We start from the raw sequence: 21,628 nt of genomic DNA, 5'->3' as shown, positions 1-21,628 counted from the left end.
GCGCGCGCTCTCAATAAGGCCCCACCGGAAAATATTTCAGATAGAGCTCGGCGTAGACGCCCTTTTGCGCGACGCGCGCCAGCGCGTAATCCAGCGCGCGGCGCAGGGCCACATTGTTCCTGCGCACCGCGACGCCGACGCCATCGCCGAAAAAGGCGGGATCGGCGTAAGGCCCGTCCTTGAACATGCAGCAATCGGCCGCGTCGGCGCCGTTCAGCCAAAAGGCCAGCGAGATGGCGTCGCCGAACATCGCATGGGCGCGGCCCTCCTTCAGCGCCGTGCGCGCCTGCTGCGCGCTGGGATAGGTCGCGAGCGTGGAGGCGGGGAAGAACTTCCGCAGATAGGCCTCGTGCGCGCTGTCGGCGGCGACCGCTATCGTGCGATCGGCGAGCGCCTCGGGCGTCGCGCCGGGCAGCACCGAATCCTTGCGCACCACGAAGCGTCCCGGCGTCGTGTAATAGGGCTGGGTGAAATCCACCTTCTTGCGCATCTCGGGCGTGATGGCGAAAGAGGCGATGGCGGCGTCGCCGGCGTTCTCGTCCAGAGCGGCGACCAGCGTGTCCCAGCGCCGGCGCTGAATGGTGCAGGAGAGCTCCAGCTCCTCGCAAATGGCGCGCGCCAGATCGACGTTGAAGCCGGCGATGGTTCCGTCCGGCAGAGCGAAATCGAAGGGCGGAAAATCATCCTCAGTGAGAAAGCGGATCTGCTTGATCGTCGAGAGGTCGGGCTTTTCCAGCTTGCGGGCGGGGTCCCAGAAGGAGGGCGCCGCCGCGACGACGCTGTCCGCGGCGGAGGCCGGCGCGATCATGGACGCCACTGTCGCGGAAACCATGATCGCCGCGAGCGCGCAGCGTAAGCTTGTCAAAGTTTCGCTTCTGCGCCAAGCTTCCGTCACAGTTCTTTTCTCGCACATCATTCGAGGCCTCGCAGCCGCCCGGCGCGGCGGGAGGCGCGCGCGTCGCGGAGATTAGCGTATGAGCGTGAATCCGGTCGATAGGGTTTCGCCGTATCCGCCGGCGCCCCATCGCGACGACGGCGCCATTTTCCCGCGCCGCCGCGAGCCGGAATTCTCGCTCGCCCGCCAGCGCGCCCGCCCGGCGTCGGAGACGCCCGCGCCCGGCGCCGGCCGGCCGCTGCCCCCGGAGATCGCCTTTCTCGCCGCCCATGGCGCGCCGCTGGTCATGCTGCAATATGGCGCGACCATCGCCCGGCGTCAGGGCGTGAAAGCCGACGCCGCGCTGATCGCCGAAGGGCTGATCCCGGAGGAGCGCTTCTATCGCATTCTGGCGGCCGAGCTGCGCGTCCCCTATCTCGAGGCGCCGCCCGCGCTGGAGCCGTCCGAGAGCCTGGAGCAAGACGCCGCGCGCGGCTACGCCCGCCTCGCCGAGGAGCCGCGAGGGATGCGCTGGCTGTTCGCGCCGCGCGGCGACGACATCGCCCGGCTCATCGGCGTGACGCGCTCTTCCGCCGGGCGGCCGCTCTTCGCCATCACGCGCCCCTCCCATTTCGAGGAGGCGCTGCGCGGCTCCTCGTCGCGCCGGCTGGCCGAGGCCGCCGCCTATTCGGTGGAGCGCGTCGCGCCGGAGCTGGCGGCGCGGCGGGCGCTCGCCGGCCGCGCGCCCATTGCTTTCGCGCTCGGCAATCTCACTCTGCTCGCGGCCTGGCTCTCGCCGGCCGGGGCGCCCTCGCGCGCCGCCGCGGCGCTGCTCGCTCTGCTGTTTCTCGCCAATATCGGCCTGCGCCTTTATTTCTGCGCGATCCGCAAAGCGGCGAGCGGCGCCGCGCCGGCCTTGGAAGAGCGCGATCTGCCGCTCTATTCCATTATCGTGGCGCTCTACGACGAGGCCGGCGTGGTTCCGCAATTGACCGAGGCGCTGGACGCGATCGATTATCCGCGCGCCAAGCTGGACGTCAAATTCGTGGTGGAATGCGACGACGTCGCCACCACAGCCGCGCTGCGCGCCGCGCATCTGCGGCCGGGGTGGGAGATCATCGTTGCGCCGCCCGGCGCGCCGCGCACCAAGCCGCGCGCGCTGAATGTGGCGACGCCATTTCTGCGCGGCTCGCTCGTCGCCGTCTTCGACGCGGAAGATTTGCCCGACCGCGGCCAGCTGCGCGACGCGGCGGCGCTGTTCGCCGCCGCCGACGAGACTCTCGCCTGCCTGCAGGCCAGCCTGTTCATCCACAATCACCGGCGCAGCTGGATGACGGCCATGTTCTGCATCGACTACGCCGTCCTGTTCGATGTGATCGACAAAGGCGCCTCGGCGGCAGGCCTGCCCTTTTTCCTCGGCGGCTCCTCCAATCATTTTCGCCTGTCCGCGCTGCGCGCCGTCGGCGCCTGGGACGCGTTCAATGTGACGGAGGACGCCGATCTCGGCCTGCGGCTGGCGCGGCGCGGCTATACGGTCCGCACCTTCGCCTCGCGCACGCAGGAGCAGGCGCCGACGCGCTTTGCCGCACTGGTGGCGCAGCGCAGCCGCTGGATGAAAGGCTGGATGCAGACGGCGCTGGTCCATTGCCGCGAGCCTTCCGCCTATTTCGCTGATCTCGGCGCCCTGCGCGGCGTCACGACGCTGGCCCTATTGGCGGGCGGCTTCATCGCGCCGCTGCATGGGCCGATTTTTCTCCTCTGCCTCGTCCATGACGCGGGTTTCGGCGCGCTGCTGGCGCCGAGGACGCTGGCCGACGGCCTCGCCAGCTTCCTCTTCTGCCTCACCGCCGCCGGCGGCCTCGCGGCCAGCGTCTGGCCGCGCGCGGTCGCCATGGGCGAGGCGGATATTGTCTGGCTCTGGCCGGCGCTGCTGCGCTGGCCGCTGTGGAGCCTGATGCTGTCCCTCGCCTCCTGGCGCGCCTTGCGCGAGCTGTGCGTCAGGCCATTCTATTGGGACAAGACAGAGCATTTCCCGATCGCCGGAGCGCGGAACCGATGAGACCATGACCCGCAGACGCGCCCGCGCGCCCTCGAGCAGGGCCGCGCACCCCGAGCCGGCGGCCGAGGAGGACAAAGCCTCGACCGTCGCCAAGCATTCGCTGGTCATCGCCGGCCACAGCACCAGCGTGTCGCTGGAGCGCATTTTCTGGGAGGCGCTGAAGACGGCGTCCGAGGAGGAAGGCTGCTCGCTCGCTGGCCTCGTCGCGCGCATAGACGCCGGCCGCGGCCGCGCCAATCTCTCCTCCGCCCTGCGCGTCTTCGCCATGGAGCGGGCGCTCGGCCGCAAGAGCGGCTGACGCGGCGCCCGCCCGCTTCCGTCCCGCCTGCGTCTTATGTTATCGCAAGTCCCGGAGGGACCGAACACATGACCGAATCCGCACCCCGTCGCGACAAGCCCTGGCTGTTCCGCACCTATGCCGGCCATTCCACGGCCAAGGAGTCGAATCTTCTCTATCGCTCCAACCTCGCCAAGGGCCAGACGGGTCTCTCCATCGCTTTCGATCTGCCGACCCAGACCGGCTATGACAGCGATCACATTCTCTCGCGCGGCGAGGTCGGCAAGGTCGGCGTTCCGGTGTCGCATCTCGGCGACATGCGCACTTTGTTCGACGGCATTCCGATCGCGGATATGAACACGTCGATGACCATCAACGCCACCGCCGTCTGGCTGTTCGCGCTCTATATCGCCGCGGCGGACGAGCAGGGCGCGCCGCGCGCAAAGCTGCAAGGCACGACGCAGAACGACATCATCAAGGAATATCTGTCGCGCGGCTCTTATGTGTTTCCGCCGGCGCAATCGCTGCGGCTGACGCAGGACCTCATTCTCTTCACGACGAAAGAGTGTCCGAAGTTCAACCCGATGAATGTCTGCTCCTACCATCTGCAGGAGGCCGGCGCGACGCCGGCGCAGGAGCTGGCCTATGCGCTCGCGACGGCTTGCGCCATTCTCGACGGGGTGAAGACCGCCGGCCTTTCGGAAAAGGATTTCGCCGAGGTCGTCGGCCGCATCTCCTTCTTCGTCAACGCCGGAATGCGCTTCGTCACCGAGCTGTGCAAGATGCGCGCTTTCGTCGAGCTGTGGGACGAGATCACGCGCGACCGCTATGGCGTCACGGACGAGAAGTCCCGCCGCTTCCGCTATGGCGTGCAGGTGAATTCTCTCGGCCTCACCGAGCAGCAGCCGGAGAACAACGTCTATCGCATATTGATCGAATCGCTGGCCGTCGTGCTGTCGAAGAACGCGCGCGCCCGCGCCGTGCAGCTGCCGGCGTGGAACGAGGCGCTCGGCCTGCCGCGGCCCTTTGATCAGCAATGGTCGCTGCGCATGCAGCAGATCATGGCTTATGAGACCGATCTTCTGGAATATGGCGACATCTTCGACGGCAATCCGGCGATCGCCAAAAAGGTCGCGGCGCTGAAGGAAGAGGCTGTCGCCGAGCTGAAGAAGATCGACGAGCTGGGCGGAGCCGCTGCGGCGGTCGAGGCCGGCTATATGAAATCCAAGCTCGTCGAGAGCAACACCGCGCGGCTCGAGGCGATCGAGGCCGGCGAGCAGATCGTCGTCGGCGTCAATAAATTCACCGAGGGCGAGCCCTCGCCGCTCACCGCGGGCGACAATCAGATCATGGTCGTGCCGGAGCATGTCGAGGCCGAGCAGATCGCCCGGCTGAACGCTTGGCGCGAGCAGCGCGACGCCAAGGCCGCGCAGGCTGCGCTGGACGCGCTGGTGCGCGCCGCGAAGGAAGGCCGAAATATGGTCGAGCCGTCCATTGCCGCCGCCAAGGCCGGCGTGACGACGGGCGAATGGGGAACCGTGCTGCGCGGCGTGTTCGGCGAATATCGCGCGCCGACCGGCGTCTCCGCCACGGCGCGGCAGGTCGGCGGCCAGCTCGACTCGGTGCGCGAGGAGGTGCAGCGCGTCTCCACCAAGATCGGCCAGCGCGCCAAATTTTTGGTCGGCAAGCCGGGCCTCGACGGCCATTCCAACGGCGCCGAGCAGATCGCCGTGCGCGCCCGCGACGCCGGCTTCGAGGTGATCTACGCCGGCATTCGCTCGACGCCGGCCGAGCTGGTCGAGACGGCGCAGAAGGAAGGCGCGCATTGCGTCGGCCTTTCGATCCTCTCCGGCTCGCATGTGACGCTCGCCCATGAGGTGCTGCGGCTGATGAAGGAGAAGGGCCTCGGCGAAGTGCCGCTCGTCGTCGGCGGCATCATCCCCCCGGCCGACGAGAAGCTGCTGCGCGACAATGGCGTGGCGGCCGTCTACACGCCGAAGAACTATGATCTCAACGCGATCATGACCGATCTCGCGCAGATCATCGAGAAGAGCGTGGAGGGGCGCGCGTAAGGCGCTTCCCCGCCGTCATCGCGAGCGCAGCGAAGCGATCCAGAGCCGCGGGGCGGCCTGTTGGACGCTTCCCCTCGTGCGGGTCGGACGCTCGAGAGGGGGTTGATTTTCGCCAATGCGCCAGAAGCGCTCGCTCGCATGGTGCCATATGCCAAGCTTATGCGCGAGGGGGCAGGACGCCGCGCCGACGAGGGGGTGCGGGGTTCCCATACTGGGCGGTTATGCGAAGGACAGCAGGGCGATGTGGCTCATTATCCGTCATTTCTGGTCACGGCTCGAATGAAATGGCCGTTGCCCAGGACAAGCGTCTCCCCCGCCGCAATTTCAACAGCATCGGGCGGCATGACATCAACCCGCCGCGCAATAAGTCGGCCTTGCTGATAACATTCGATTGTTGGAAATGGCGGTTTTTGTCGGTTCGGGTCGACCGTCTTTCCAAGAATATTTTCCCGGACATATCGCCCGAATTTAAAGATCGCCAATGGGCCGCCATAATCGCGCCAGCTTGCAAATTGACCATGCAGCTTGCTCGTGTCTAATGAGATTACGTCCTCAATGTTAAAAACACGATTTTTGCAGTCATCATCAATTGACCATTTTGGAGAGAGCATTGAATGGCTAAAAGCGTTGCGTAGCATGCGACTGATTTGATAAGCAGAAACCACGTTTGAATCGTTATGCGCTTTGGGGTTCGGAAAATACCCAGCGACAGCGTCTCTAATTGCTCCAGCAACTACGAATGTTGCTGTCATTTCGAGAAGCGGGGCCACGACCTCTGCTTGATCGATGCGGAGCCCGAAATCCTCATATGACACGGTATGCTTGCCGAAGCTCCACTCGACCGGGACGTCGAGTGACTGGACATTGTTTGTGACCGCGAGATTGACAGTGCACGCCAGCCGGAATTGTTGCTCGGCCAGTATGAGTTTTTTCAAAAGGGCTTCCTGATCATCCATGCACCATCTTCGTATGAAGATGGTGGCGGACACAATCCCCGGCACAGTGTTGCATAAATCAAGAATTATGCACAAAACTCATACCATTGAATTTTAATGGTTTTTCTGTGCAAAACAGATGCGCAGAAAATCCTTCCCGCGCATTGGCCAAACGGGTAGAATCCCCCGATGACGAAACTGCTCGAACAGGCCTTCGAGGCGGCCCGTAGCCTCCCCGCTGCCATGCAGGATGACATGGCGCGCGTCATCATGGCGATGACCGGCGACGAGCCGCCAGTCGTGCAGCTCACCGCCGAGGAAGAAGCTTCGTTCGCAGAGTCTTTCGCGCAGGCGGAGCGCGGCGAGTTCGCGACGGACGATCAGCTGCGCGCCATCTGGGCGAAGCATGGCCTGTGAAGCTCCGCTACACACTCCGCGCCGCCGCCGAGCTCGATAATATCCTTTCTTTCATCGATGAACGATCGCCACAGGGCGCGCGCAGCGTCAAAGCGCGAATTCATGCAATGACGGCGCTGCTTTTGCAGCATCCGCGAGCAGGCTGCTCGACCAGCAAGAGCGGTCTTCGCCGCATGGTGGTCTATCCTTACCCCTATTTGATTTTTTATCGCGCAACGGAAACCGAAATCGTCATTCACGGCTTTCGCCATAGCGCCCGCCGTCCGTCATCCCGGAAGGCCGACGACGCAAGCTGACCGGCCAACCCTCACGGCCGGCGTGTTGAATGCGGCGCGAACATGCTATCTTGACGTCCATGACGGCTCTGACGATCGTCACGCTCGCTATCGCGCAAATTCTACGCAAGAGAGGCTTCTCGGAAGAGCAGGCCATCGGCGTGGTCGAGGCGTTTCGCGAGATCGACGCGGGTCTTCTCGCGACCAAATCGGATATTCGCGAGGTCGAGGCCAAGATCGAAACCTCCGCCGCGAACCTCAAGGTGGACATTCTCCGCTGGCTCGTCGTCACGCAGCTTGCGCTCGGCGGCTTCCTGATCGCGGCGCAGAAGCTCCTTCACTAATCCGCGGCGCGCCTATTTCCGCAGCCACTCCGGCACAGAATCCAGCGCGATCAGCTGTTCCACGCTCGGGCGCTCGCGCACCACGGCCCATTTGTCGCCGTCGACCAGCACCTCCGGCGCGAGCGGGCGGCTGTTGTAGGTTCCCGCCTGCACCGCGCCATAGGCGCCGGCCGTCAGAATGGCCAATAGATCGCCCTGCGCCGGCTCCGGGATCGAACGCCCGAGCGCGATATAATCGCCCGTCTCGCACACCGGCCCGACGACGTCGGCGATAATGCGCGGATGCGACGGCGCCGCCTGCGCGACCGGGATCAGCTCGTGCCAGGCGTCATAGAGCGTCGGGCGGACGAGATCATTCATGCCGGCGTCGACGATGACGAAAGACTTGGCCTCGCCCTGCTTCACATAGAGCACGCGCGTGACCAATATTCCCGAATTGCCGACGATGAGCCGCCCCGGCTCGAACAGCAATTTGCACCCGAGCCCGGCCATATGGCGGCGCACGATCTCGGCGTAGCGATCCGGGTGATAGGAGGCCGGGTCCTCGCCCTCGTGATAGGGAATGCCGAGGCCGCCGCCGAGATCGACATGGGAGATTTTGTGCCCATCAGCGCGCAGCCCCGCGACCAGCTCGGCGAGCAGCGAGAAAGCCTCGTCGAAAGGCGCGAGATCGGTGATCTGCGAGCCGATATGCATATCGACGCCCGTGACCTCTATGCCGGGCAGCTTCGCCGCATGGGCGTAGATTTCACGCGCGCGCGACAAAGGCACGCCGAATTTATTCTCGGCGAGGCCGGTCGAAATCTTGGCGTGGGTCTTGGCGTCGACGTCGGGATTGACGCGCAGCGAGATATGCGCGCGCTTGGCCCTAGCGGAGGCGATGCGGGAAATCTCGGCGAGCTCGGGCTCCGATTCCACATTGAAGCAGAAAATGCCCTCGTCGATGGCGAGCGCGATCTCGGCCTGCGTCTTGCCGACGCCGGAGAAGGTGATCTTGCTCGCGGGAACGCCGGCGGCGCGGGCGCGCTTCAGCTCGCCGCCGGAGACGACGTCCATTCCCGCGCCGAGGCCGGCCAGCAGCGTCAGCACGGCCTGATTGGAATTGGCCTTCAGCGCATAGCAGACCAGCGCGTCGAGCCCGGCGAAGGCCGACGAGAAGACCTGGAAGTGTCGGCGGATCGTCGTCGCCGAATAGCAGTAGAAGGGCGTCCCGACCTGCTCGGCGATTTTGGCCAATGGAACATCGTCGGCGTAGAGCGCGCCGGCGCGATAGTCGAAGTGATGCATGTGGCTCGTTCAGTCCAGCAGAGGATCGAGGATGAAGGGATATTGCTCGGGCGGCCGGAAGCCCGGCGTGCCGGGGATATATTCCACCGCCTTTACATCCTCCGCGACCGGCGTCTTGCCGCCGACGGGGGTGAGCGTCGTCTTCTGCACGACGACGGCCTTGGGCCGCGCCGCGACCTCCGGCGGATAGTCGAGCGGGCCGCGCCGCCCGCAGCCGGAGAGCGCGAGCGCGAGAATCAGAAGCGTCGCCGCCGAACGCGGCCGGAGCAGATCAGCCATAGGTCTCATCCATCGGAGCCGGATCGGGCCGGCACTATAGACGAAAGCGCGCGGATGACGAGTTCGTTGCTCGCCCCCTCCCCGGCCCTCCCCCGCTTCGCGGGAGAGGGAGCAGGTTACGCGCGTCATCGAGATTTCGCGAAGCGCTGGCCGCCTCCCTCTCCCGCGAAGCGGGGGAGGGTGAGGGAGGGGGCAGCCGCCTCTACTTCTTCGCCAATTGCTTCAGCCAGCGGCGCGCCTGCTTGCGCACATTCTCGGGCGCCGTGCCGCCGTAGCTCACGCGGCTCTTCACCGATTTCTCGACGCCGAGCACGCTGAACACATCTTCGGTGATGCGCGGCTCGACCTCCTGCATCGTCTCCAGCGGCAGCTTCTCGAGGCCGAGATTGCGCTCGGCGGCGATGCCGACGATGCGGCCGGTCACATGATGCGCCTCGCGGAAGGGCAGATTCAGCGCGCGCACCAGCCAATCGGCGAGATCGGTGGCGGTGGCGTAGCCGGCGCCCGCCGCCTTGCGCATGCGCGGACGATCGACGCTCATGTCGCGAATCATGCCGGCCATCGCCGCCACGCAGAGCGCGAAATTGTCGAGCGCGTCGAATGTGCCTTCCTTATCCTCCTGCATATCCTTGGAGTAAGCGAGCGGCAGGCCCTTCATCACGATGAGCATCGCCTGCAGCGCGCCGATGATGCGTCCCGTCTTGCCGCGCACCAGCTCGGCGGCGTCGGGATTGCGCTTCTGCGGCATGATGGAGGAGCCGGTGGTGAATTTGTCGGAGAGCGCGACAAAGGCGAATTGCGAGGTCGTCCACAGCACGATCTCTTCCGCGAAACGCGAGAGATGCATCGCCGAGATCGCCATCGCCGAAAGCGTCTCCAATACGAAGTCGCGATCGGAGACGCTGTCCAGCGAATTCGCCGTCGGCCGCGCGAAGCCGAGCGCCTTGGCCGTCTTCTCGCGATCGATGGGGAAGGAGGTGCCGGCGAGCGCCGCGGCGCCCAGCGGCGATTCGTTCAGCCGCGCGCGGGCGTCGGCGAAGCGGCCGCGGTCGCGCGCCAGCATTTCGACATAAGCGAGCAGATGATGGCCGAAAGTGACGGGCTGGGCCGATTGCAGATGGGTGAAGCCGGGCATGACGCTGCCGGCCTCCTCCAGCGCCTTTTCGGCGAGGGCGAGCTGAAGGTCCGCCAATTGCGCGTCTATGTCGTCGATCGCGTCGCGCACATAGAGGCGGAAATCGGTCGCCACCTGATCGTTGCGCGAACGCGCCGTATGCAGCCGCCCGGCCGCCGGGCCGATGAGCTCGGCGAGGCGGGACTCGACATTCATATGAATGTCCTCGAGCGCCCGCGAGAAGGTGAAGCGTTCCTCCTCGATTTCGCCGCGGATTTGTTCTAGACCACGGGTGATGGCGGCGGCGTCCTCGGCCGAGATTATGCCGGTCTCGGCCAGCATGGCGACATGAGCGAGGGAGCCCCGCACATCTTGTGGGCCGAGGCGCTTGTCGAAATCGATGGAGACGTTGATCGCCTCCAGGATCGCGTCGGTTGCGCTCTGAAAGCGGCCCCCCCATATTTTGCTCGTCATAACTCCTCGCGGAACAGGGATCGATGACCGACCAGATGGAAAGCTCCAGCCGAGGCAATCTGCCGAAAATCGCGGGCGCGACTCTCGCCGTCGCCGCTATCGCCGGCGTTCTATACGTGAATGGCGGCGGCAGCGGCAAGACGAGCGCGGTAAGTCAGGCCTGCGCCGCCTCCCGCGACACCTCGCAGCGCGTGTCGGCGCTCGCCAAGGGCGAGGTGGCGGCCATGGCCATCGCCAATGAGCCGGAGCCCATGCCGGAAGTGACCTTTACCGGGCCGGACGGCCAGCCGCGCAAGCTCGAGGATTTCAAGGGCAAGACGGTTCTGCTCAACCTCTGGGCGACATGGTGCGTGCCCTGCCGCGGCGAGATGGCCGCGCTCGATCGGCTGCAGGCGGCGGCCGGCTCGGACAAGTTCGAGGTGGTGACGATCAACGTCGACACGTCCCGGCTCGAGCGGCCGAAGGCGTTTCTCGGCGAGATCGGCGCGAAGAACCTCGCCTATTACGCCGATCCCAAGGCGGAAATCTTCTTCCAGCTGCGCCAGAGCGGCCAGGCGCTGGGCCTGCCGACGACCTTTTTGATCGACGGCTCCGGTTGCCAGATCGGTCTGATGCAGGGGCCGGCCAATTGGGATTCGGAAGAGGGCCGCTCTCTGGTGACGCGCACGGCGGAGCTGTCCTCGCGGCCGATGCCCTGAGGATGACGCTTTGAGCGACGACATATTGCGGCCTTGGGAGGTCCGCTCCTCGCGGACGCTCGTTCGCGACCGTTGGATCAATCTGCGCGCAGACCATTGCGTTACGCGGCGTGGCGCGCAGCTCGATCCCTATTATGTGTTGGAATATGAAGATTGGGTCCATGTCGTCGCTCTGGACGACGAGGACCGTCTGCTCATGGTGCGCCAATATCGCCATGGCGCCGGCGTGGCGTCGCTGGAGCTGCCGGGCGGCAAGCTGGACCCGCATGAGAGCGATCCCGTCGCCGCCGGCGCGCGCGAGCTGCTGGAAGAAACCGGACACGCCGCGCCATCATTGCGACATTTGGCGCGTCTGTCGCCCAATCCGGCGAGCCACGCCAATTGGATTCACGTCCTCTATGGCGAGGGCGCGAAAGAGGTGGCGCCTCTGAAGCTCGACAGCGGCGAGGATATTTGTGTCGAGCGCATTCCCTGGCGCGAGGCGCTGGAGCTGGCGCTCGGCGGGGAAATCATCAACAGCCAACACGTCGCGCTGCTGGCCATCGCCTTGGCGCAGACGAAAGGCGTCAAGATCGGCGGTTAGGACTTTTTCCTTCTCCCACTTGTGGGAGAAGGTGGCCCGGCGCAGCCGGGTCGGATGAGGGTCCGACCGAATTAGCGCTGCTTCGAAATGAGAGCCCGGCGGGCGTCCCGGACCCTCATCCGACCCTCGCTAACGCGAGGGCCACCTTCTCCCGTAAACGGGAGAAGGGAATCGCGCCCGTCAGGCCTTGGCGGTCTGCGCATGCGGAATGCCTTCCTTGTCGAAGAGCGCCACCAGCTCGCCGGACTGGAACATCTCGCGGGTGATGTCGCAGCCGCCGATGAACTCGCCCTTCACATAGAGCTGGGGAATGGTCGGCCATTGCGAATAGGCCTTGATGCCGTCGCGAATGAAGGGATCGGCCAGCACATTGACGCTCTTGAAGGGAACGCCGACATGGCCGAGAATCTGGCAGACCTGCATGGAGAAGCCGCACTGCGGCGCGGCGGGCGTGCCCTTCATGAACAGCACGACGTCGGCGCTGTCGATCTCGTTCTTGATCGCGGTAGTGGTGGAGTCGGACATGGGGATTACCTCGTCTAGCGGAATTCAAGGTTCCGTTGCAGGCGGCCCGGCGAGCGCCGCCGGGCGTGGAAACGATTCTTAGAGCGCGATCGTGGTCAGCGCCAGAGCATGCAGCTCGCCGCCGAGGCGCTCGCCGAAAGCCTTGTTGACCATCTGATGCTGCTGCACGCGGCTCTTGCCGCGGAAGGACTCCGACTTCACCGAGGCGGCCCAATGATCGCCGTCGTCGGCGAGCGCGGTGATCTCGATCACGGCGTCCGGTATGGCCACCTTGATGAGACGCTCGATTTCACTTCTTTCCATCGCCATTGCGCTTCGACCTCCTAAAAGCCTAGAGCGAAGACGCTGTCGTCCCCGGCCATATAGGCCGGCAACGGCGCCTGCTGCGCATGTTGCACGTCGCAAAGCAATATCGGCGCCTCGCCGGGCAGATGCAACTCGTTTCCGCCGGTCGCGCCGAGAGCGAGAACCGCCACGCCCGCGGCCTTCGCATCCGCTTCGATCGCCGCCGCTTCCGCCGGCTCGGCCACGACCAGATAGCGCGCCTGATCCTCGCCAAAGAGAATGGCGTGGGCCGGGCCTTTCGGCAGGCGGTCTATGGTCGCGCCGACGCCGCCGGCGATCGCCATTTCGGCGAGCGCCACGGCGAGGCCGCCGTCCGAGAGATCATGGACGGCGAGCGCCCGCTGCTCGAGCACGAGCGCGCGCACGAAATCGCCATTGCGCTTCTCGGCCTCGAGATCGACCGGCGGCGGCGCGCCGTCGCGGCGACCGGCGAGATCGCGCAGATAGAGCGACTGGCCGAGCCAGCCTTTGGTCTCGCCGATGAGCAGAATGGTCTTGCCGCCCGCGGGCAGAGCGATGGTGGAGGCGAGCGCGACATCCGAAATCACGCCGACGCCGCCGATCGCTGGGGTCGGCAGAATGCCTGTCCCCTGCGTCTCATTGTAGAGCGAGACATTGCCGGAGACGATCGGGAAGTCGAGCGCCCGCGCCGCCTCGCCGATGCCTTTCAGGCAGCCGACGAACTGGCCCATGATCTCGGGCTTTTCGGGATTGCCGAAATTGAGATTGTCGGTGAGCGCCAGAGGCTGGCCGCCGCGCGCGGAAATATTGCGCCAGGCCTCCGCGACGGCTTGGCGGCCGCCCTCGGCCGGATCGGCGGCGCAATAGCGCGCCGTCACATCGGTGGTCAGCACCAGCCCCTTGCGCCCGTCGCGGACGCGCACAACGGCGGCGTCGCCGCCCGGCGCGCGCACTGTATTGCCGAGAATGAGATGGTCATATTGCTCCCACACCCAGCGCTTGGAGCAGAGGTCCGGCGTCGCCAGCAGGGCCAGCAGCGCGCGCGCATTGGAGCCGAGCGGCGCGATGGTCGCGGGGTCGAGAACCGGCGGCTTCGGCGTCGGGACATGGGGACGGTCATAGACCGGCGCCTCGTCGCCGAGCTCCTTGATCGGCAGATCGGCCTCGACGACGCCCCTGTGCTTGACCACGAAACGTAGATTGTCGGTGGTCTTGCCGATGATCGCGAAATCGAGCCCCCATTTCACGAAAATGGCTTCGGCCTCTTTCTCCTGCTCGGGCTTCAGCACCATGAGCATGCGCTCCTGGCTCTCTGACAGCATCATCTCATAGGCGGTCATGCCTTCTTCGCGGCAGGGCAGGGCGTCGAGATCGAGCTCAATGCCGAGATTGCCCTTGGCGCCCATTTCCACGGCGGAGGAGGTGAGGCCGGCCGCGCCCATGTCCTGGATGGCGATGACGGCGCCCGAGGCCATCAGCTCGAGACAGGCCTCGAGCAGCAGCTTCTCCGAGAAGGGGTCGCCGACCTGCACGGTCGGGCGCTTCTCCTCGGCGTCGGCCTCGAAGGAGGCGGAGGCCATGCTGGCGCCGTGAATGCCGTCGCGGCCGGTCTTGGAGCCGAGATAGACGATCGGATTGCCGACGCCCGCCGCCGCCGAATAGAAGATCGAATCCGTGCGGGCGAGGCCGACCGCCATGGCGTTGACGAGAATATTGCCGTCATAGGATTGGTCGAATTCCGTCGAGCCGCCCACTGTCGGCACGCCGAAGGAATTGCCATAGCCGCCGACCCCGGCGACCACGCCGGCGACGAGCCGCCTGGTCTTGGGGTGAGCCGTCTGGCCGAAGCGCAGAAGATTGAGACAAGCGATCGGCCGCGCGCCCATTGTGAAGACGTCGCGCAGAATGCCGCCGACGCCCGTCGCCGCGCCTTGATAAGGCTCGATGAAGGACGGGTGGTTGTGGCTCTCCATCTTGAAGACGCAGGCGTCGCCCCCGCCGATGTCGATGACGCCGGCGTTCTCGCCCGGCCCCTTGATGACCCAGGGCGCTTTGGTCGGCAGCTTGCGCAGATGAATGCGCGAAGACTTGTAGGAACAATGCTCGTTCCACATGGCCGAGAAGATTCCGAGCTCTGTGAGGCTCGGCGCGCGGCCGATCAGCGCGACAATGCGCTCATATTCGTCTTGCTTCAGCCCATGCGCCAAGGCCGCTTCGAGCATTGTGTCTCCCCCGCCGGACGCGGCCTCGCCGCGGATTTCGGCTCATGTTTCGGGTAAGTCGAATTGTCGCAGCCGCGACCGAGCTTTCAGAGCGGGCGGCGCCGGCGAATCTGCCGCGATTCTGCCGCTTCGCCCCAGAAAGGCCGCAAAATCCGGCGCTTCGCCCTCCGATTAATAGGATCGCCGCGCAATGGCAACTGTCGCGGGCTGTTGCCAAAGAGTCACAGCCGGAGAGAAAGAATTATGAGACGAGGCGCTCTTTGATCTAGATCAAGTCTTCCCGTCGAAAATCGGAGCAATTTGATCGCCGACTCGGACAGGCGCCTTGCGCGCCGTCCTCAAGAGCAATCGACGGGGGAGCCTGATGAGAAGTGTTTTGCGCGGCGCGCTCGCCGCATCCGTGTTGACCGCAGCGAGCGCTACGGTTCAGGCGGCCGATCTTCCTTCGTTGAAGAGCGCGCCGCTGCCGCCGCCTCCTCCGGCTTTCAGCTGGACCGGCCTCTACGGCGGTATCAACATCGGCTATGGCTTCGGCGATTCCAGCCGGGAGACCGGTGGTCTCGGTTATCTGACGCCGGGCGCTCTCGGAGCGCTTCCCGCGGGCTCCGCCTGGGGCGCCTCGCAGGATCTGCACGGCGTCGTCGGCGGCGGACAGGTCGGCTATAATCATCAGGTCAACCCCTGGCTGGTTCTCGGCCTCGAGGCCGACATTCAGGCCTCCGACGCGGAGAGCAAGGCCAAATCGGCGGTCGGCGTCTTCGACGGAAATGGCGCGCATCTGCAGAGCGCCGATTCGACCAAGGCGGTCGACTGGTTCGGCACTGTGCGCGGCCGCGTCGGCTTCGTGCTTCCGTCCATTCCCAATCTGATGATCTATGGCACGGGCGGCTTCGCCTATGGCCAAGTGATCCACAATGTCGGCTTTGCGGATAATTTCGCCGCCGCGGGCGCCGGCTTCGCCGGAGCCGCCCTCGGCCATGGCTATTCCGACGACACGCGCACCGGCTGGACGGCGGGCGGCGGCGTCGAGTGGTCGCCGATCGCGAACTGGTCGATCAAGGCCGAATATCTCTATGTCGATCTTGGCTCGACCAACGCCAATTCCGTCTCTCTGAACGGCGGCACGGCGGCGATCCTCGGCGCGACGACGCCCGTCTTCGCCGCGACGCAGAATTCGCCGACCCGCTTCCACAATGTCCGCGTCGGCCTCAACTGGCACTTCGACCCCTTCGCGCCGGGCCTCGTCTCGCGTTCCGACGGTCTGTCGTCGCTCAAGGAGCCGCCGCCGCCGGCCTTCGTCGACAGCTATCAGCCCTTCCAGGTTCGCCTGAAGGTCGGCAGCGTGATTCCGCTGGACGGACATGGCACTGTCTATGATCAGGGCATCGGCCATCCGGCGCTCGGCTCCATCGGCCGCCTCTCGGGCCTCACCGGCGCGAATGGCGTGATCGCCGGCGCCAGCACCAACACCTCGACGTCGATCGTTCCCATGCTCGACGTGGCCTATTACCTGACCAAGAACTGGGCGATCGAGGCGATCTGCTGCGTCGCGCCGCATCACATTCAGGGCACGGGCACCATCGCCAGCGACTTCGCGCGCGCCTGGGTGTTCCCGCCGTCCCTGATGGCGCAGTATCACTTCACCAATTTCGGCCAGTTCCAGCCCTATCTCGGCGTCGGCGCGAATTTCACGGCCTTCTGGGGCACGCGCGTCAACAACGATGTCTGGGGCATTCCCTTCGCGGCGGGCTCGGCGCTGGCCGGTCTCGGCCTGCCCGGAGCGCTCGCCACCTTCCAATGGGCGACTGTCGCTCCCTCTTGGGGCGTCGTCGGCCAGGCCGGCTTCGACTATATGTTCAACGAGCATTGGGGCGTGAACGTCGACGTCAAATACATCGGCATTCATCCGATGGTTCACGCGACGGCCGTCGCTTTCGTGCCGGGGGCGGCTGTGCTCGGCCCGATCTTCGTTCCGGTCAAAGTGTCGCTGCCGATCAACCCGCTCGTCGTCTCGGCAGGCGTCACCTATCGCTTCGGCGGCGGTCTGCTGCAGCCCGTGCTCGCCAAATATTGAGCGACGCGCAAAGCTGAAAGAAAAACAAGCCGGCTCCGAAAGGGGCCGGTTTTTTTGTCGGCCCGATTGCGATTCGCCTTGTTCTTTGCCGCCTCGCCGCTAGGATTCGGCCGGTTACGTGTTCGATTCGGTTCAATGCGACGATTCGCCGGCCCTTCCGGCGCGCTTTCCCGAAGGATCTGAACATGGAAAATCCGATCGACGCGCCGCCTTCCGATCATGCCGAGCCTAGCCAGGTCGAGCCTGCGCTCGAAGCTGCGCTTCCCGGCGAGCGCGACGAGGCGTCGGATGCTCCGGGACGGACGGGCGCCGGCTTCGCCAACGCCCCGGCCTTGCTCGTCACCCAGGGCAAGCATCGCTTCTACACTCTGGTCCTGCCGAGCGATCTGCTCGCCGCCACCTGCACGGTGGAGGCGCGCCTGGACAATCCGATCGACGGCTTTCAGCGCCTGCTCGACAAAAAGCGCGCCCGCGAGATCGCCGATTATATCGACAGCGGCTTCGGCAGCGTGCCGAGCGCGATCATTCTCTCCGCGCAGCCGCGCGCGCAGCTGCAATTCGACCGCAAGAGCGGCGAGCTGACCTTCCGCAAGGACCCGCGCTCCTTCCTCATCATCGACGGGCAGCATCGCGTCTATGGCTTCAATCTGGCGGCCAAGAGCGTGAAAGTGCCGGTCGTCGTCTACAATCGGCTGACGCGATCGCAGGAATGTCAGCTGTTCATGGACATCAACACCAAGCAGCGTCCGGTGCCGCCGGAGCTGCTGCTCGACATTCGCCGCCTCTCCGAATCGGAGACCGAGGCCGAGGCGCTGCTGCACAATGTCTTCGACCTCTTCTCCAATGACGAGAAGAGCGTGCTCGCCGGCCTGCTGAGCCCTTCGGAGCGACGCAAAGGCAAGATTTCGCGCGTGACCTTCAACGCCGCGCTGAAATCCATCGACGGGGCTTTCGTCGACGCCTCGGCGCAGGACGTCTATCAGGTGCTCAACGCCTATCTGCGCGCCTGCCTCAACGGGCTGCGCTATCATGGCGCGGAGGCGAACATCGCCAATCCGGCGCTGTTCAAGGCGCTGGTCCTGCTCTTCGCAAATGTCGCCGAGCGCGTCTCCGACCGCTATGGCGGGCGCTACACCACGCAGAATTTCGAGGATATTCTCGGACCCTTCTTCCGCAAGCTGAAGAAGAGCGAGCTGCCCAAGCCCGCGACCGGCCATTTGGCGCTCTATGAGCATTATCGGAAAGCGCTGAGTTCGGGCTTCTCGCTCAAGCAATGGCTGTTCGCCTGAAGGAGCGAGCCTTTCAGGCTCGCTTTTGTCACTCCGGCTCTGATCGCGACTCTTCCAGCCGATGCGCGTCGAGCTTTTCTTTCTCGAGACGCGCGGTCGCTTCGCCGATCTCCCACTCGGCCTTGGTGCGGCCATGGGCGATGCGATTGGCGTCCGCCTCCGCCTCTTTGGCTCGCTTGTCCCTGACCTTGCGGGCGCGTCGCAGATTGACGATCTCGCCCATGGCGAATCAGGTCTTCTTGCGGAAGGCGTCGATGGAGACGATCTTGGCGGCGTCGCCGCCGCTCTCCTCGGTCGCCGGCGCTGGTTCCTGACGCTTCTCGCTGCGGGCGGCGCGCGGGCCGGGCCGGGCGGGCGGCGTCTCGCCGGCGGCGGGCTGCGGACGCGTCGGGAAACGGGCCGGCTCCTGCTCCTCCTCATGGACCGGGGCGAGCTCGTCCACCTCCCATTTGAGGCCGAAATCGACGGAAGGGTCGGAGAAGACCGTCACCGCCTCGAAGGGCACATAGAGCTGCTCGGGAATGCTGCGGAAGGACAGGCCCACCGAGAAGCCGCGCTCATCGACCACGAGATTGGAATATTGATGCTGCAGGATGATCGTCATCTCCTGCGGCCATTGCTCGGCGAGGCGCTTGGAGATTCTGACCCCCGGCGCCTTGGTGCGGAAGCTGATGGTGAAATGATGATCGCCCGGCAGACGGCCCGCGGCCGCCGCATCGGCGAGAACCTTGCGCATGACGCTGCGAAGCGCGTCCTGGACGAGAAGATCGTATCTGATGAGGTCGGTGGACATGACTCTCGCCGAGAACCCCTGTTCGCTCTGCCCCGCCGGGACGAAAGTGGAGGCTTCTGTTGCCAGGCGCCTCCGAGCCCCGCCTAGAAGTGCAACCCCCTAGGGCTTGAATCCCAGTACCTTCACTGCATTACGCAGCGACGGCCACCGGAGCATAGTTGTCGTTGGCAACTATAAGGTTTGACCCGATAACGGCGGTATCATGCCGAGCGAAAAAGCACCCTTTACGCCCTCGTCGATCCTATTTCGCCCCCGCCACAAGCCGCCGCGCCAAACTCGCGCTCGCGTGACGGCCTCTGGTGGAGGCGCCGGGTACCGCCCCCGGGTCCGATAGGTTTATTACGGAGTTCGTTTATCGCCATAGCCGTCCCGAAGGTCGGCAGCTCACAATATACGCATTAAGGGCCGATGCGGAAAGGGGTTGCGGCGCAAAGCTGCGCCGATCTCCCCGACTTTCTCGTGAAAATAGAGCGCATTCGGACGAAGCGCGTCCGCATGATCCCTATAGCGGATTGAATTTACATACTCTTTTTATAAAGCGCGCGAAAACGCCCGCCGAGGATCGACGGGCGTTTCGCGAGCGGCCTGCGGGGAGGAGCGGCCGGCTTCGGTTCCGTTGTGCCGATCAGTTGTGCTTGACGGCCGGCGCGTCCTTGACGGTCAGCCCATCCTTGACCTGAGCGAACAGCGCATCGGTGAGAATGCGGTTCTTCACCAGCTCATCCGTGGCCTTATAGGGCCGGCCCTTCACGATCGCCTCGGCCAGAGTGTGGGTGAGGCCCTTCACGCCGGAGAGCTGCTCCACCGTCGCGGAATTGATGTCGAGCGGCGCGGAGACGGCGACGACCTGCTTGACCGGCGCTGTCGCGGTGGTCGCGGCGGCCGCGGGGCCGGCCGGGGGCTTCGCGCCGGGCGCGGTCGCGGTCTGGGCGAAAGCCGGAGCGGAAGCGAAAAGGGCGATGGCGAGAATGGCGTTGGTCTTCATGATGGCTGTCTCCTTGGGACCGGGACATTTCCCCGATCGACTTGCGCATCATGCCGGGCTCGCGCTGAACCCGCTTTGAATGCGGCGTTCAGCTGAAATTCAGCCGCCGAGCCCGGGCTTCATTTGCTCTTCAGGCAGGAGACGGCGGCCGGCAGGCAGGCCGCGCCCACCATGGAGCAGCCGGCCGAGCCATCCTCGAGGCGAGCGCAGACCAGGCAGCCGTCGGTCCATTCGAGGCAGGCGGGATGGCCCTCGCCATAGGCCTGGGTCGGCTTTTCCTCCGCGGCGAAGGCCATGCTCGCGCAGACGAGCGCGAGGGCGAAGGCCGCGCGCGCGATCACGCCTCGCCCACGCGCTTGGGCGCGGAAAAGCCGGCGGCGTCCATGGCGAGATGAATCTTGTTCTGCAGGCCGGCGTCGTCGCCTTTGACGATCAGCGCGGCATTGTCGGCCAGCGCGCCGCAGAGCGCCTTCACCCAGGGCTCCTCGCTCTTGGCGAAATCGCCCAAAACGTAGGAATGCACGCGCGCCTTGTCGCCCGGATGGCCGATGCCGAGCCGCATGCGCTTGAAGTCCTGGCCGATATGGGCGCCGATGGAGCGCAGGCCATTGTGTCCGGCCGCGCCGCCGCCGATCTTCACGCGGCATTTGGCGGGGGCGAGATCGAGCTCGTCATGGAAGACGACGACATCCGACAGCGCGATCTTGTGAAAGCGCAGCGCCTCGCCGACCGAGCGGCCCGATTCGTTCATATAAGTCTGCGGCAGCAGGGAGAGCACACGCTCGCCGGCGATCGTTCCCTCGCGGACGAGGCCCTGGAAGCGCGCGCGCGACGCAGAGAAGCCATGGGCGTCGGCGATCTTCTCGACCGCCATGAAGCCGATATTGTGCCGATTCCCGGCATATTCGCGGCCGGGATTGCCGAGGCCGACGAAGAGCAGCATGGCCTTTTGGCTCCGAGCCGAGGGAGGGCGATCGGCGGCGCGCGCCGATCGCCCGTCGCCTTACTTCTTTTTCTCGGGAGCCTTGGCGGCCGGAGCGGCCTTGGCCGCCGGGGCGGCCTTGCCGCCCTTGCCCTTGACCGGAGCCGCGGCGGCGGCCGCAGCGGCCGCGATCTCCTCGGCCGTGATCACCGGCGGCGCGATCGACGCCACGGTGAAGTTCTTGTCGGGATTGGTCGGCTTGCAGTTCGCCGGCAGGGTGAACGCCGAGATCTGCAGCGAATCGTTGAAGTCGAGGCCGGTGAGATCGGCGGTGATGGCGTCGGGAATATTGTCCGCCGGCACCCACATCTCGATCGCGTGGAAGACGATGTTGAGCGAGCCGCCGCGCTTGATGCCGGGCGCCGCTTCGTGATTGACGAAATGCACCGGCACGTCGACGCGCAGGCGCGAGCCGGCCTTCAGCCGCAGAAAGTCGACATGCAGCGGAAAGTCCTTGACGACATCGAGCTGATAGTCGCGCGGAATGACGCGCTCGGGCTTGCCGTCGATATCGAGCTCGAAGATCGTCGTGAGGAAATGCCCGGCGTAGATGAGCTTGGTCAGCTCTTTCTTGTCGAGCGACAGCGGCGTCGGCGCCTCGCCGCCGCCATAGATGACTCCTGGTATACGGCCCTCACGGCGAACGCTGCGGGCGGCCCCCTTGCCTGTCCCGCTGCGCACCGTGGCCGCGAGCTTCTTGATCTCGGCCATTTCGGTGTCCTTTTTTCAAAGAGAAAGCGCGCCTTTCGCCTCCAGGGGTGTCG

At 65.3% G+C, this 21,628-nt stretch carries 24 protein-coding genes and 1 other RNA gene; 10 read left to right on the top strand and 15 right to left on the bottom strand.

The window, feature by feature from the left end:
- Positions 1 to 10: 10 nt before the first annotated feature.
- Positions 11 to 808 (bottom strand): transporter substrate-binding domain-containing protein, encoded by a 798-nt coding sequence (locus METLW4_RS0114945; protein WP_018267033.1) that lies wholly within the window; start codon positions 806 to 808, stop codon positions 11 to 13.
- A 166-nt stretch (positions 809 to 974) separates the two neighbouring features.
- On the opposite strand from METLW4_RS0114945, the gene METLW4_RS24965 reads away from it, so the two are divergent.
- The 3 genes from METLW4_RS24965 (at position 975) to METLW4_RS0114930 (ending at position 5,282) form a co-directional block, all read left to right on the top strand.
- Positions 975 to 2,933, top strand: a complete 1,959-nt coding sequence (locus METLW4_RS24965; protein WP_018267031.1) for a glycosyltransferase family 2 protein — start codon at positions 975 to 977, stop codon at positions 2,931 to 2,933.
- A gap of 4 nt (positions 2,934 to 2,937) precedes the next feature.
- Positions 2,938 to 3,231: a ribbon-helix-helix domain-containing protein gene (locus tag METLW4_RS0114935; protein WP_018267030.1), complete on the top strand. Its 294-nt coding sequence runs from the start codon at positions 2,938 to 2,940 to the stop codon at positions 3,229 to 3,231.
- Positions 3,232 to 3,299: 68 nt separating this feature from the next.
- The gene (locus METLW4_RS0114930; RefSeq protein WP_018267029.1) at positions 3,300 to 5,282 is read left to right on the top strand and encodes a protein meaA; all 1,983 of its coding nucleotides are present in this window, start codon (positions 3,300 to 3,302) and stop codon (positions 5,280 to 5,282) included.
- Positions 5,283 to 5,533: 251 nt separating this feature from the next.
- On the opposite strand, the gene METLW4_RS27830 is transcribed toward METLW4_RS0114930, so the two are convergent.
- Positions 5,534 to 6,238, bottom strand: coding sequence for a hypothetical protein (locus METLW4_RS27830; RefSeq protein WP_157235150.1), 705 nt, complete (start codon positions 6,236 to 6,238; stop codon positions 5,534 to 5,536).
- A 168-nt stretch (positions 6,239 to 6,406) separates the two neighbouring features.
- Between METLW4_RS27830 and METLW4_RS0114920 the strand changes: the two genes are divergently transcribed.
- From METLW4_RS0114920 to METLW4_RS0114910, 3 genes are read left to right on the top strand one after another with little or no spacing between them, the layout of a single operon-like run.
- Positions 6,407 to 6,634, top strand: coding sequence for a hypothetical protein (locus tag METLW4_RS0114920; RefSeq protein WP_026191530.1), 228 nt, complete (start codon positions 6,407 to 6,409; stop codon positions 6,632 to 6,634).
- On the top strand, positions 6,631 to 6,930 hold the full coding sequence (locus METLW4_RS0114915) for a type II toxin-antitoxin system RelE/ParE family toxin (protein ID WP_018267026.1): 300 nt from the start codon (positions 6,631 to 6,633) through the stop codon (positions 6,928 to 6,930). Before METLW4_RS0114920 ends, METLW4_RS0114915 begins: the two co-directional genes overlap by 4 nt.
- 59 nt (positions 6,931 to 6,989) lie before the next feature.
- A complete protein-coding gene (locus METLW4_RS0114910) occupies positions 6,990 to 7,253 on the top strand; it encodes a hypothetical protein (RefSeq protein ID WP_018267025.1) in 264 nt (87 codons plus the stop codon).
- Between the two features lie 12 nt (positions 7,254 to 7,265).
- On the opposite strand, the gene lysA is transcribed toward METLW4_RS0114910, so the two are convergent.
- The 3 genes from lysA to argH form a co-directional block, all read right to left on the bottom strand.
- Positions 7,266 to 8,540: a diaminopimelate decarboxylase gene (gene lysA, locus METLW4_RS0114905; protein ID WP_018267024.1), complete on the bottom strand. Its 1,275-nt coding sequence runs from the start codon at positions 8,538 to 8,540 to the stop codon at positions 7,266 to 7,268.
- 9 nt (positions 8,541 to 8,549) lie between these two features.
- The gene (gene lptM, locus METLW4_RS0114900) at positions 8,550 to 8,819 is read right to left on the bottom strand and encodes an LPS translocon maturation chaperone LptM (RefSeq protein WP_018267023.1); all 270 of its coding nucleotides are present in this window, start codon (positions 8,817 to 8,819) and stop codon (positions 8,550 to 8,552) included.
- 202 nt (positions 8,820 to 9,021) lie between these two features.
- Positions 9,022 to 10,407 (bottom strand): argininosuccinate lyase, encoded by a 1,386-nt coding sequence (argH, locus tag METLW4_RS0114895; RefSeq protein WP_018267022.1) that lies wholly within the window; start codon positions 10,405 to 10,407, stop codon positions 9,022 to 9,024.
- 23 nt (positions 10,408 to 10,430) lie between these two features.
- Between argH and tlpA the strand changes: the two genes are divergently transcribed.
- Complete coding sequence (gene tlpA, locus METLW4_RS0114890; protein ID WP_018267021.1) at positions 10,431 to 11,105, top strand: thiol:disulfide interchange protein TlpA; 675 nt, start codon at positions 10,431 to 10,433, stop codon at positions 11,103 to 11,105.
- A 10-nt stretch (positions 11,106 to 11,115) separates the two neighbouring features.
- Positions 11,116 to 11,688: an NUDIX hydrolase gene (locus METLW4_RS0114885; RefSeq protein WP_018267020.1), complete on the top strand. Its 573-nt coding sequence runs from the start codon at positions 11,116 to 11,118 to the stop codon at positions 11,686 to 11,688.
- A gap of 180 nt (positions 11,689 to 11,868) precedes the next feature.
- On the opposite strand, the gene grxD is transcribed toward METLW4_RS0114885, so the two are convergent.
- The 3 genes from grxD to purL all read right to left on the bottom strand — a co-directional run bounded on the left by grxD (position 11,869) and on the right by purL (position 14,741).
- Positions 11,869 to 12,213 carry a Grx4 family monothiol glutaredoxin gene (grxD, locus tag METLW4_RS0114880; RefSeq protein WP_018267019.1) on the bottom strand — a complete coding sequence of 115 codons (345 nt, stop codon included), beginning with the start codon at positions 12,211 to 12,213 and terminating at the stop codon, positions 11,869 to 11,871.
- Positions 12,214 to 12,291: 78 nt separating this feature from the next.
- Complete coding sequence (locus METLW4_RS0114875; RefSeq protein WP_018267018.1) at positions 12,292 to 12,522, bottom strand: BolA/IbaG family iron-sulfur metabolism protein; 231 nt, start codon at positions 12,520 to 12,522, stop codon at positions 12,292 to 12,294.
- Positions 12,523 to 12,536: 14 nt separating this feature from the next.
- Positions 12,537 to 14,741 carry a phosphoribosylformylglycinamidine synthase subunit PurL gene (purL, locus tag METLW4_RS0114870; protein WP_018267017.1) on the bottom strand — a complete coding sequence of 735 codons (2,205 nt, stop codon included), beginning with the start codon at positions 14,739 to 14,741 and terminating at the stop codon, positions 12,537 to 12,539.
- A 364-nt stretch (positions 14,742 to 15,105) separates the two neighbouring features.
- On the opposite strand from purL, the gene METLW4_RS0114865 reads away from it, so the two are divergent.
- Complete coding sequence (locus tag METLW4_RS0114865) at positions 15,106 to 16,815, top strand: OmpW family outer membrane protein (protein WP_043331872.1); 1,710 nt, start codon at positions 15,106 to 15,108, stop codon at positions 16,813 to 16,815.
- A gap of 185 nt (positions 16,816 to 17,000) precedes the next feature.
- Positions 17,001 to 18,104, top strand: a complete 1,104-nt coding sequence (locus tag METLW4_RS0114860) for a DGQHR domain-containing protein (RefSeq protein WP_018267015.1) — start codon at positions 17,001 to 17,003, stop codon at positions 18,102 to 18,104.
- A gap of 28 nt (positions 18,105 to 18,132) precedes the next feature.
- Here METLW4_RS0114860 and METLW4_RS0114855 read toward each other — a convergent pair whose 3' ends face one another.
- The 7 genes from METLW4_RS0114855 to METLW4_RS0114830 form a co-directional block, all read right to left on the bottom strand.
- The gene (locus tag METLW4_RS0114855) at positions 18,133 to 18,327 is read right to left on the bottom strand and encodes a DUF4169 family protein (RefSeq protein WP_018267014.1); all 195 of its coding nucleotides are present in this window, start codon (positions 18,325 to 18,327) and stop codon (positions 18,133 to 18,135) included.
- A 6-nt stretch (positions 18,328 to 18,333) separates the two neighbouring features.
- A complete protein-coding gene (locus METLW4_RS0114850; protein WP_018267013.1) occupies positions 18,334 to 18,897 on the bottom strand; it encodes an SspB family protein in 564 nt (187 codons plus the stop codon).
- Between the two features lie 45 nt (positions 18,898 to 18,942).
- Positions 18,943 to 19,318: a transfer-messenger RNA gene (gene ssrA, locus METLW4_RS27080) on the bottom strand.
- Between the two features lie 204 nt (positions 19,319 to 19,522).
- Complete coding sequence (locus METLW4_RS24960) at positions 19,523 to 19,882, bottom strand: ComEA family DNA-binding protein (RefSeq protein ID WP_018267012.1); 360 nt, start codon at positions 19,880 to 19,882, stop codon at positions 19,523 to 19,525.
- Between the two features lie 119 nt (positions 19,883 to 20,001).
- Positions 20,002 to 20,223, bottom strand: coding sequence for a hypothetical protein (locus METLW4_RS24955; protein WP_018267011.1), 222 nt, complete (start codon positions 20,221 to 20,223; stop codon positions 20,002 to 20,004).
- A complete protein-coding gene (pth, locus tag METLW4_RS0114835) occupies positions 20,220 to 20,825 on the bottom strand; it encodes an aminoacyl-tRNA hydrolase (RefSeq protein WP_018267010.1) in 606 nt (201 codons plus the stop codon). Before pth ends, METLW4_RS24955 begins: the two co-directional genes overlap by 4 nt.
- Positions 20,826 to 20,885: 60 nt before the next feature.
- Positions 20,886 to 21,575: a 50S ribosomal protein L25/general stress protein Ctc gene (locus tag METLW4_RS0114830; protein WP_018267009.1), complete on the bottom strand. Its 690-nt coding sequence runs from the start codon at positions 21,573 to 21,575 to the stop codon at positions 20,886 to 20,888.
- Between the last annotated feature and the right edge of the window lie 53 nt (positions 21,576 to 21,628).

The organism is Methylosinus sp. LW4, from assembly GCF_000379125.1.
GTDB lineage: Bacteria > Pseudomonadota > Alphaproteobacteria > Rhizobiales > Beijerinckiaceae > Methylosinus.
Note: the sequence above shows the minus strand (reverse complement) of the source record. Positions and strands in the feature narration are given on the sequence as shown.

What these genes read in the sequence shown, in the direction of transcription:
- METLW4_RS0114920 (WP_026191530.1), top strand. Translation starts at nt 6,407, where the DNA reads ATGACGAAACTGCTCGAACAGGCCTTCGAGGCGGCCCGTAGCCTCCCC.
- METLW4_RS0114930 (WP_018267029.1), top strand. Translation starts at nt 3,300, where the DNA reads ATGACCGAATCCGCACCCCGTCGCGACAAGCCCTGGCTGTTCCGCACC.
- argH (WP_018267022.1), bottom strand. Translation starts at nt 10,407, where the DNA reads ATGACGAGCAAAATATGGGGGGGCCGCTTTCAGAGCGCAACCGACGCG.
- METLW4_RS0114865 (WP_043331872.1), top strand. Translation starts at nt 15,106, where the DNA reads ATGAGAAGTGTTTTGCGCGGCGCGCTCGCCGCATCCGTGTTGACCGCA.
- lptM (WP_018267023.1), bottom strand. Translation starts at nt 8,819, where the DNA reads ATGGCTGATCTGCTCCGGCCGCGTTCGGCGGCGACGCTTCTGATTCTC.
- METLW4_RS0114830 (WP_018267009.1), bottom strand. Translation starts at nt 21,575, where the DNA reads ATGGCCGAGATCAAGAAGCTCGCGGCCACGGTGCGCAGCGGGACAGGC.
- METLW4_RS0114860 (WP_018267015.1), top strand. Translation starts at nt 17,001, where the DNA reads ATGGAAAATCCGATCGACGCGCCGCCTTCCGATCATGCCGAGCCTAGC.
- purL (WP_018267017.1), bottom strand. Translation starts at nt 14,741, where the DNA reads ATGCTCGAAGCGGCCTTGGCGCATGGGCTGAAGCAAGACGAATATGAG.
- METLW4_RS0114910 (WP_018267025.1), top strand. Translation starts at nt 6,990, where the DNA reads ATGACGGCTCTGACGATCGTCACGCTCGCTATCGCGCAAATTCTACGC.
- METLW4_RS0114855 (WP_018267014.1), bottom strand. Translation starts at nt 18,327, where the DNA reads ATGGGCGAGATCGTCAATCTGCGACGCGCCCGCAAGGTCAGGGACAAG.
- METLW4_RS0114935 (WP_018267030.1), top strand. Translation starts at nt 2,938, where the DNA reads ATGACCCGCAGACGCGCCCGCGCGCCCTCGAGCAGGGCCGCGCACCCC.
- METLW4_RS0114850 (WP_018267013.1), bottom strand. Translation starts at nt 18,897, where the DNA reads ATGTCCACCGACCTCATCAGATACGATCTTCTCGTCCAGGACGCGCTT.
- METLW4_RS27830 (WP_157235150.1), bottom strand. Translation starts at nt 6,238, where the DNA reads ATGGATGATCAGGAAGCCCTTTTGAAAAAACTCATACTGGCCGAGCAA.
- METLW4_RS24960 (WP_018267012.1), bottom strand. Translation starts at nt 19,882, where the DNA reads ATGAAGACCAACGCCATTCTCGCCATCGCCCTTTTCGCTTCCGCTCCG.
- METLW4_RS24965 (WP_018267031.1), top strand. Translation starts at nt 975, where the DNA reads ATGAGCGTGAATCCGGTCGATAGGGTTTCGCCGTATCCGCCGGCGCCC.
- lysA (WP_018267024.1), bottom strand. Translation starts at nt 8,540, where the DNA reads ATGCATCACTTCGACTATCGCGCCGGCGCGCTCTACGCCGACGATGTT.
- METLW4_RS0114875 (WP_018267018.1), bottom strand. Translation starts at nt 12,522, where the DNA reads ATGGCGATGGAAAGAAGTGAAATCGAGCGTCTCATCAAGGTGGCCATA.
- pth (WP_018267010.1), bottom strand. Translation starts at nt 20,825, where the DNA reads ATGCTGCTCTTCGTCGGCCTCGGCAATCCCGGCCGCGAATATGCCGGG.
- tlpA (WP_018267021.1), top strand. Translation starts at nt 10,431, where the DNA reads ATGACCGACCAGATGGAAAGCTCCAGCCGAGGCAATCTGCCGAAAATC.
- METLW4_RS0114945 (WP_018267033.1), bottom strand. Translation starts at nt 808, where the DNA reads ATGATCGCGCCGGCCTCCGCCGCGGACAGCGTCGTCGCGGCGGCGCCC.
- grxD (WP_018267019.1), bottom strand. Translation starts at nt 12,213, where the DNA reads ATGTCCGACTCCACCACTACCGCGATCAAGAACGAGATCGACAGCGCC.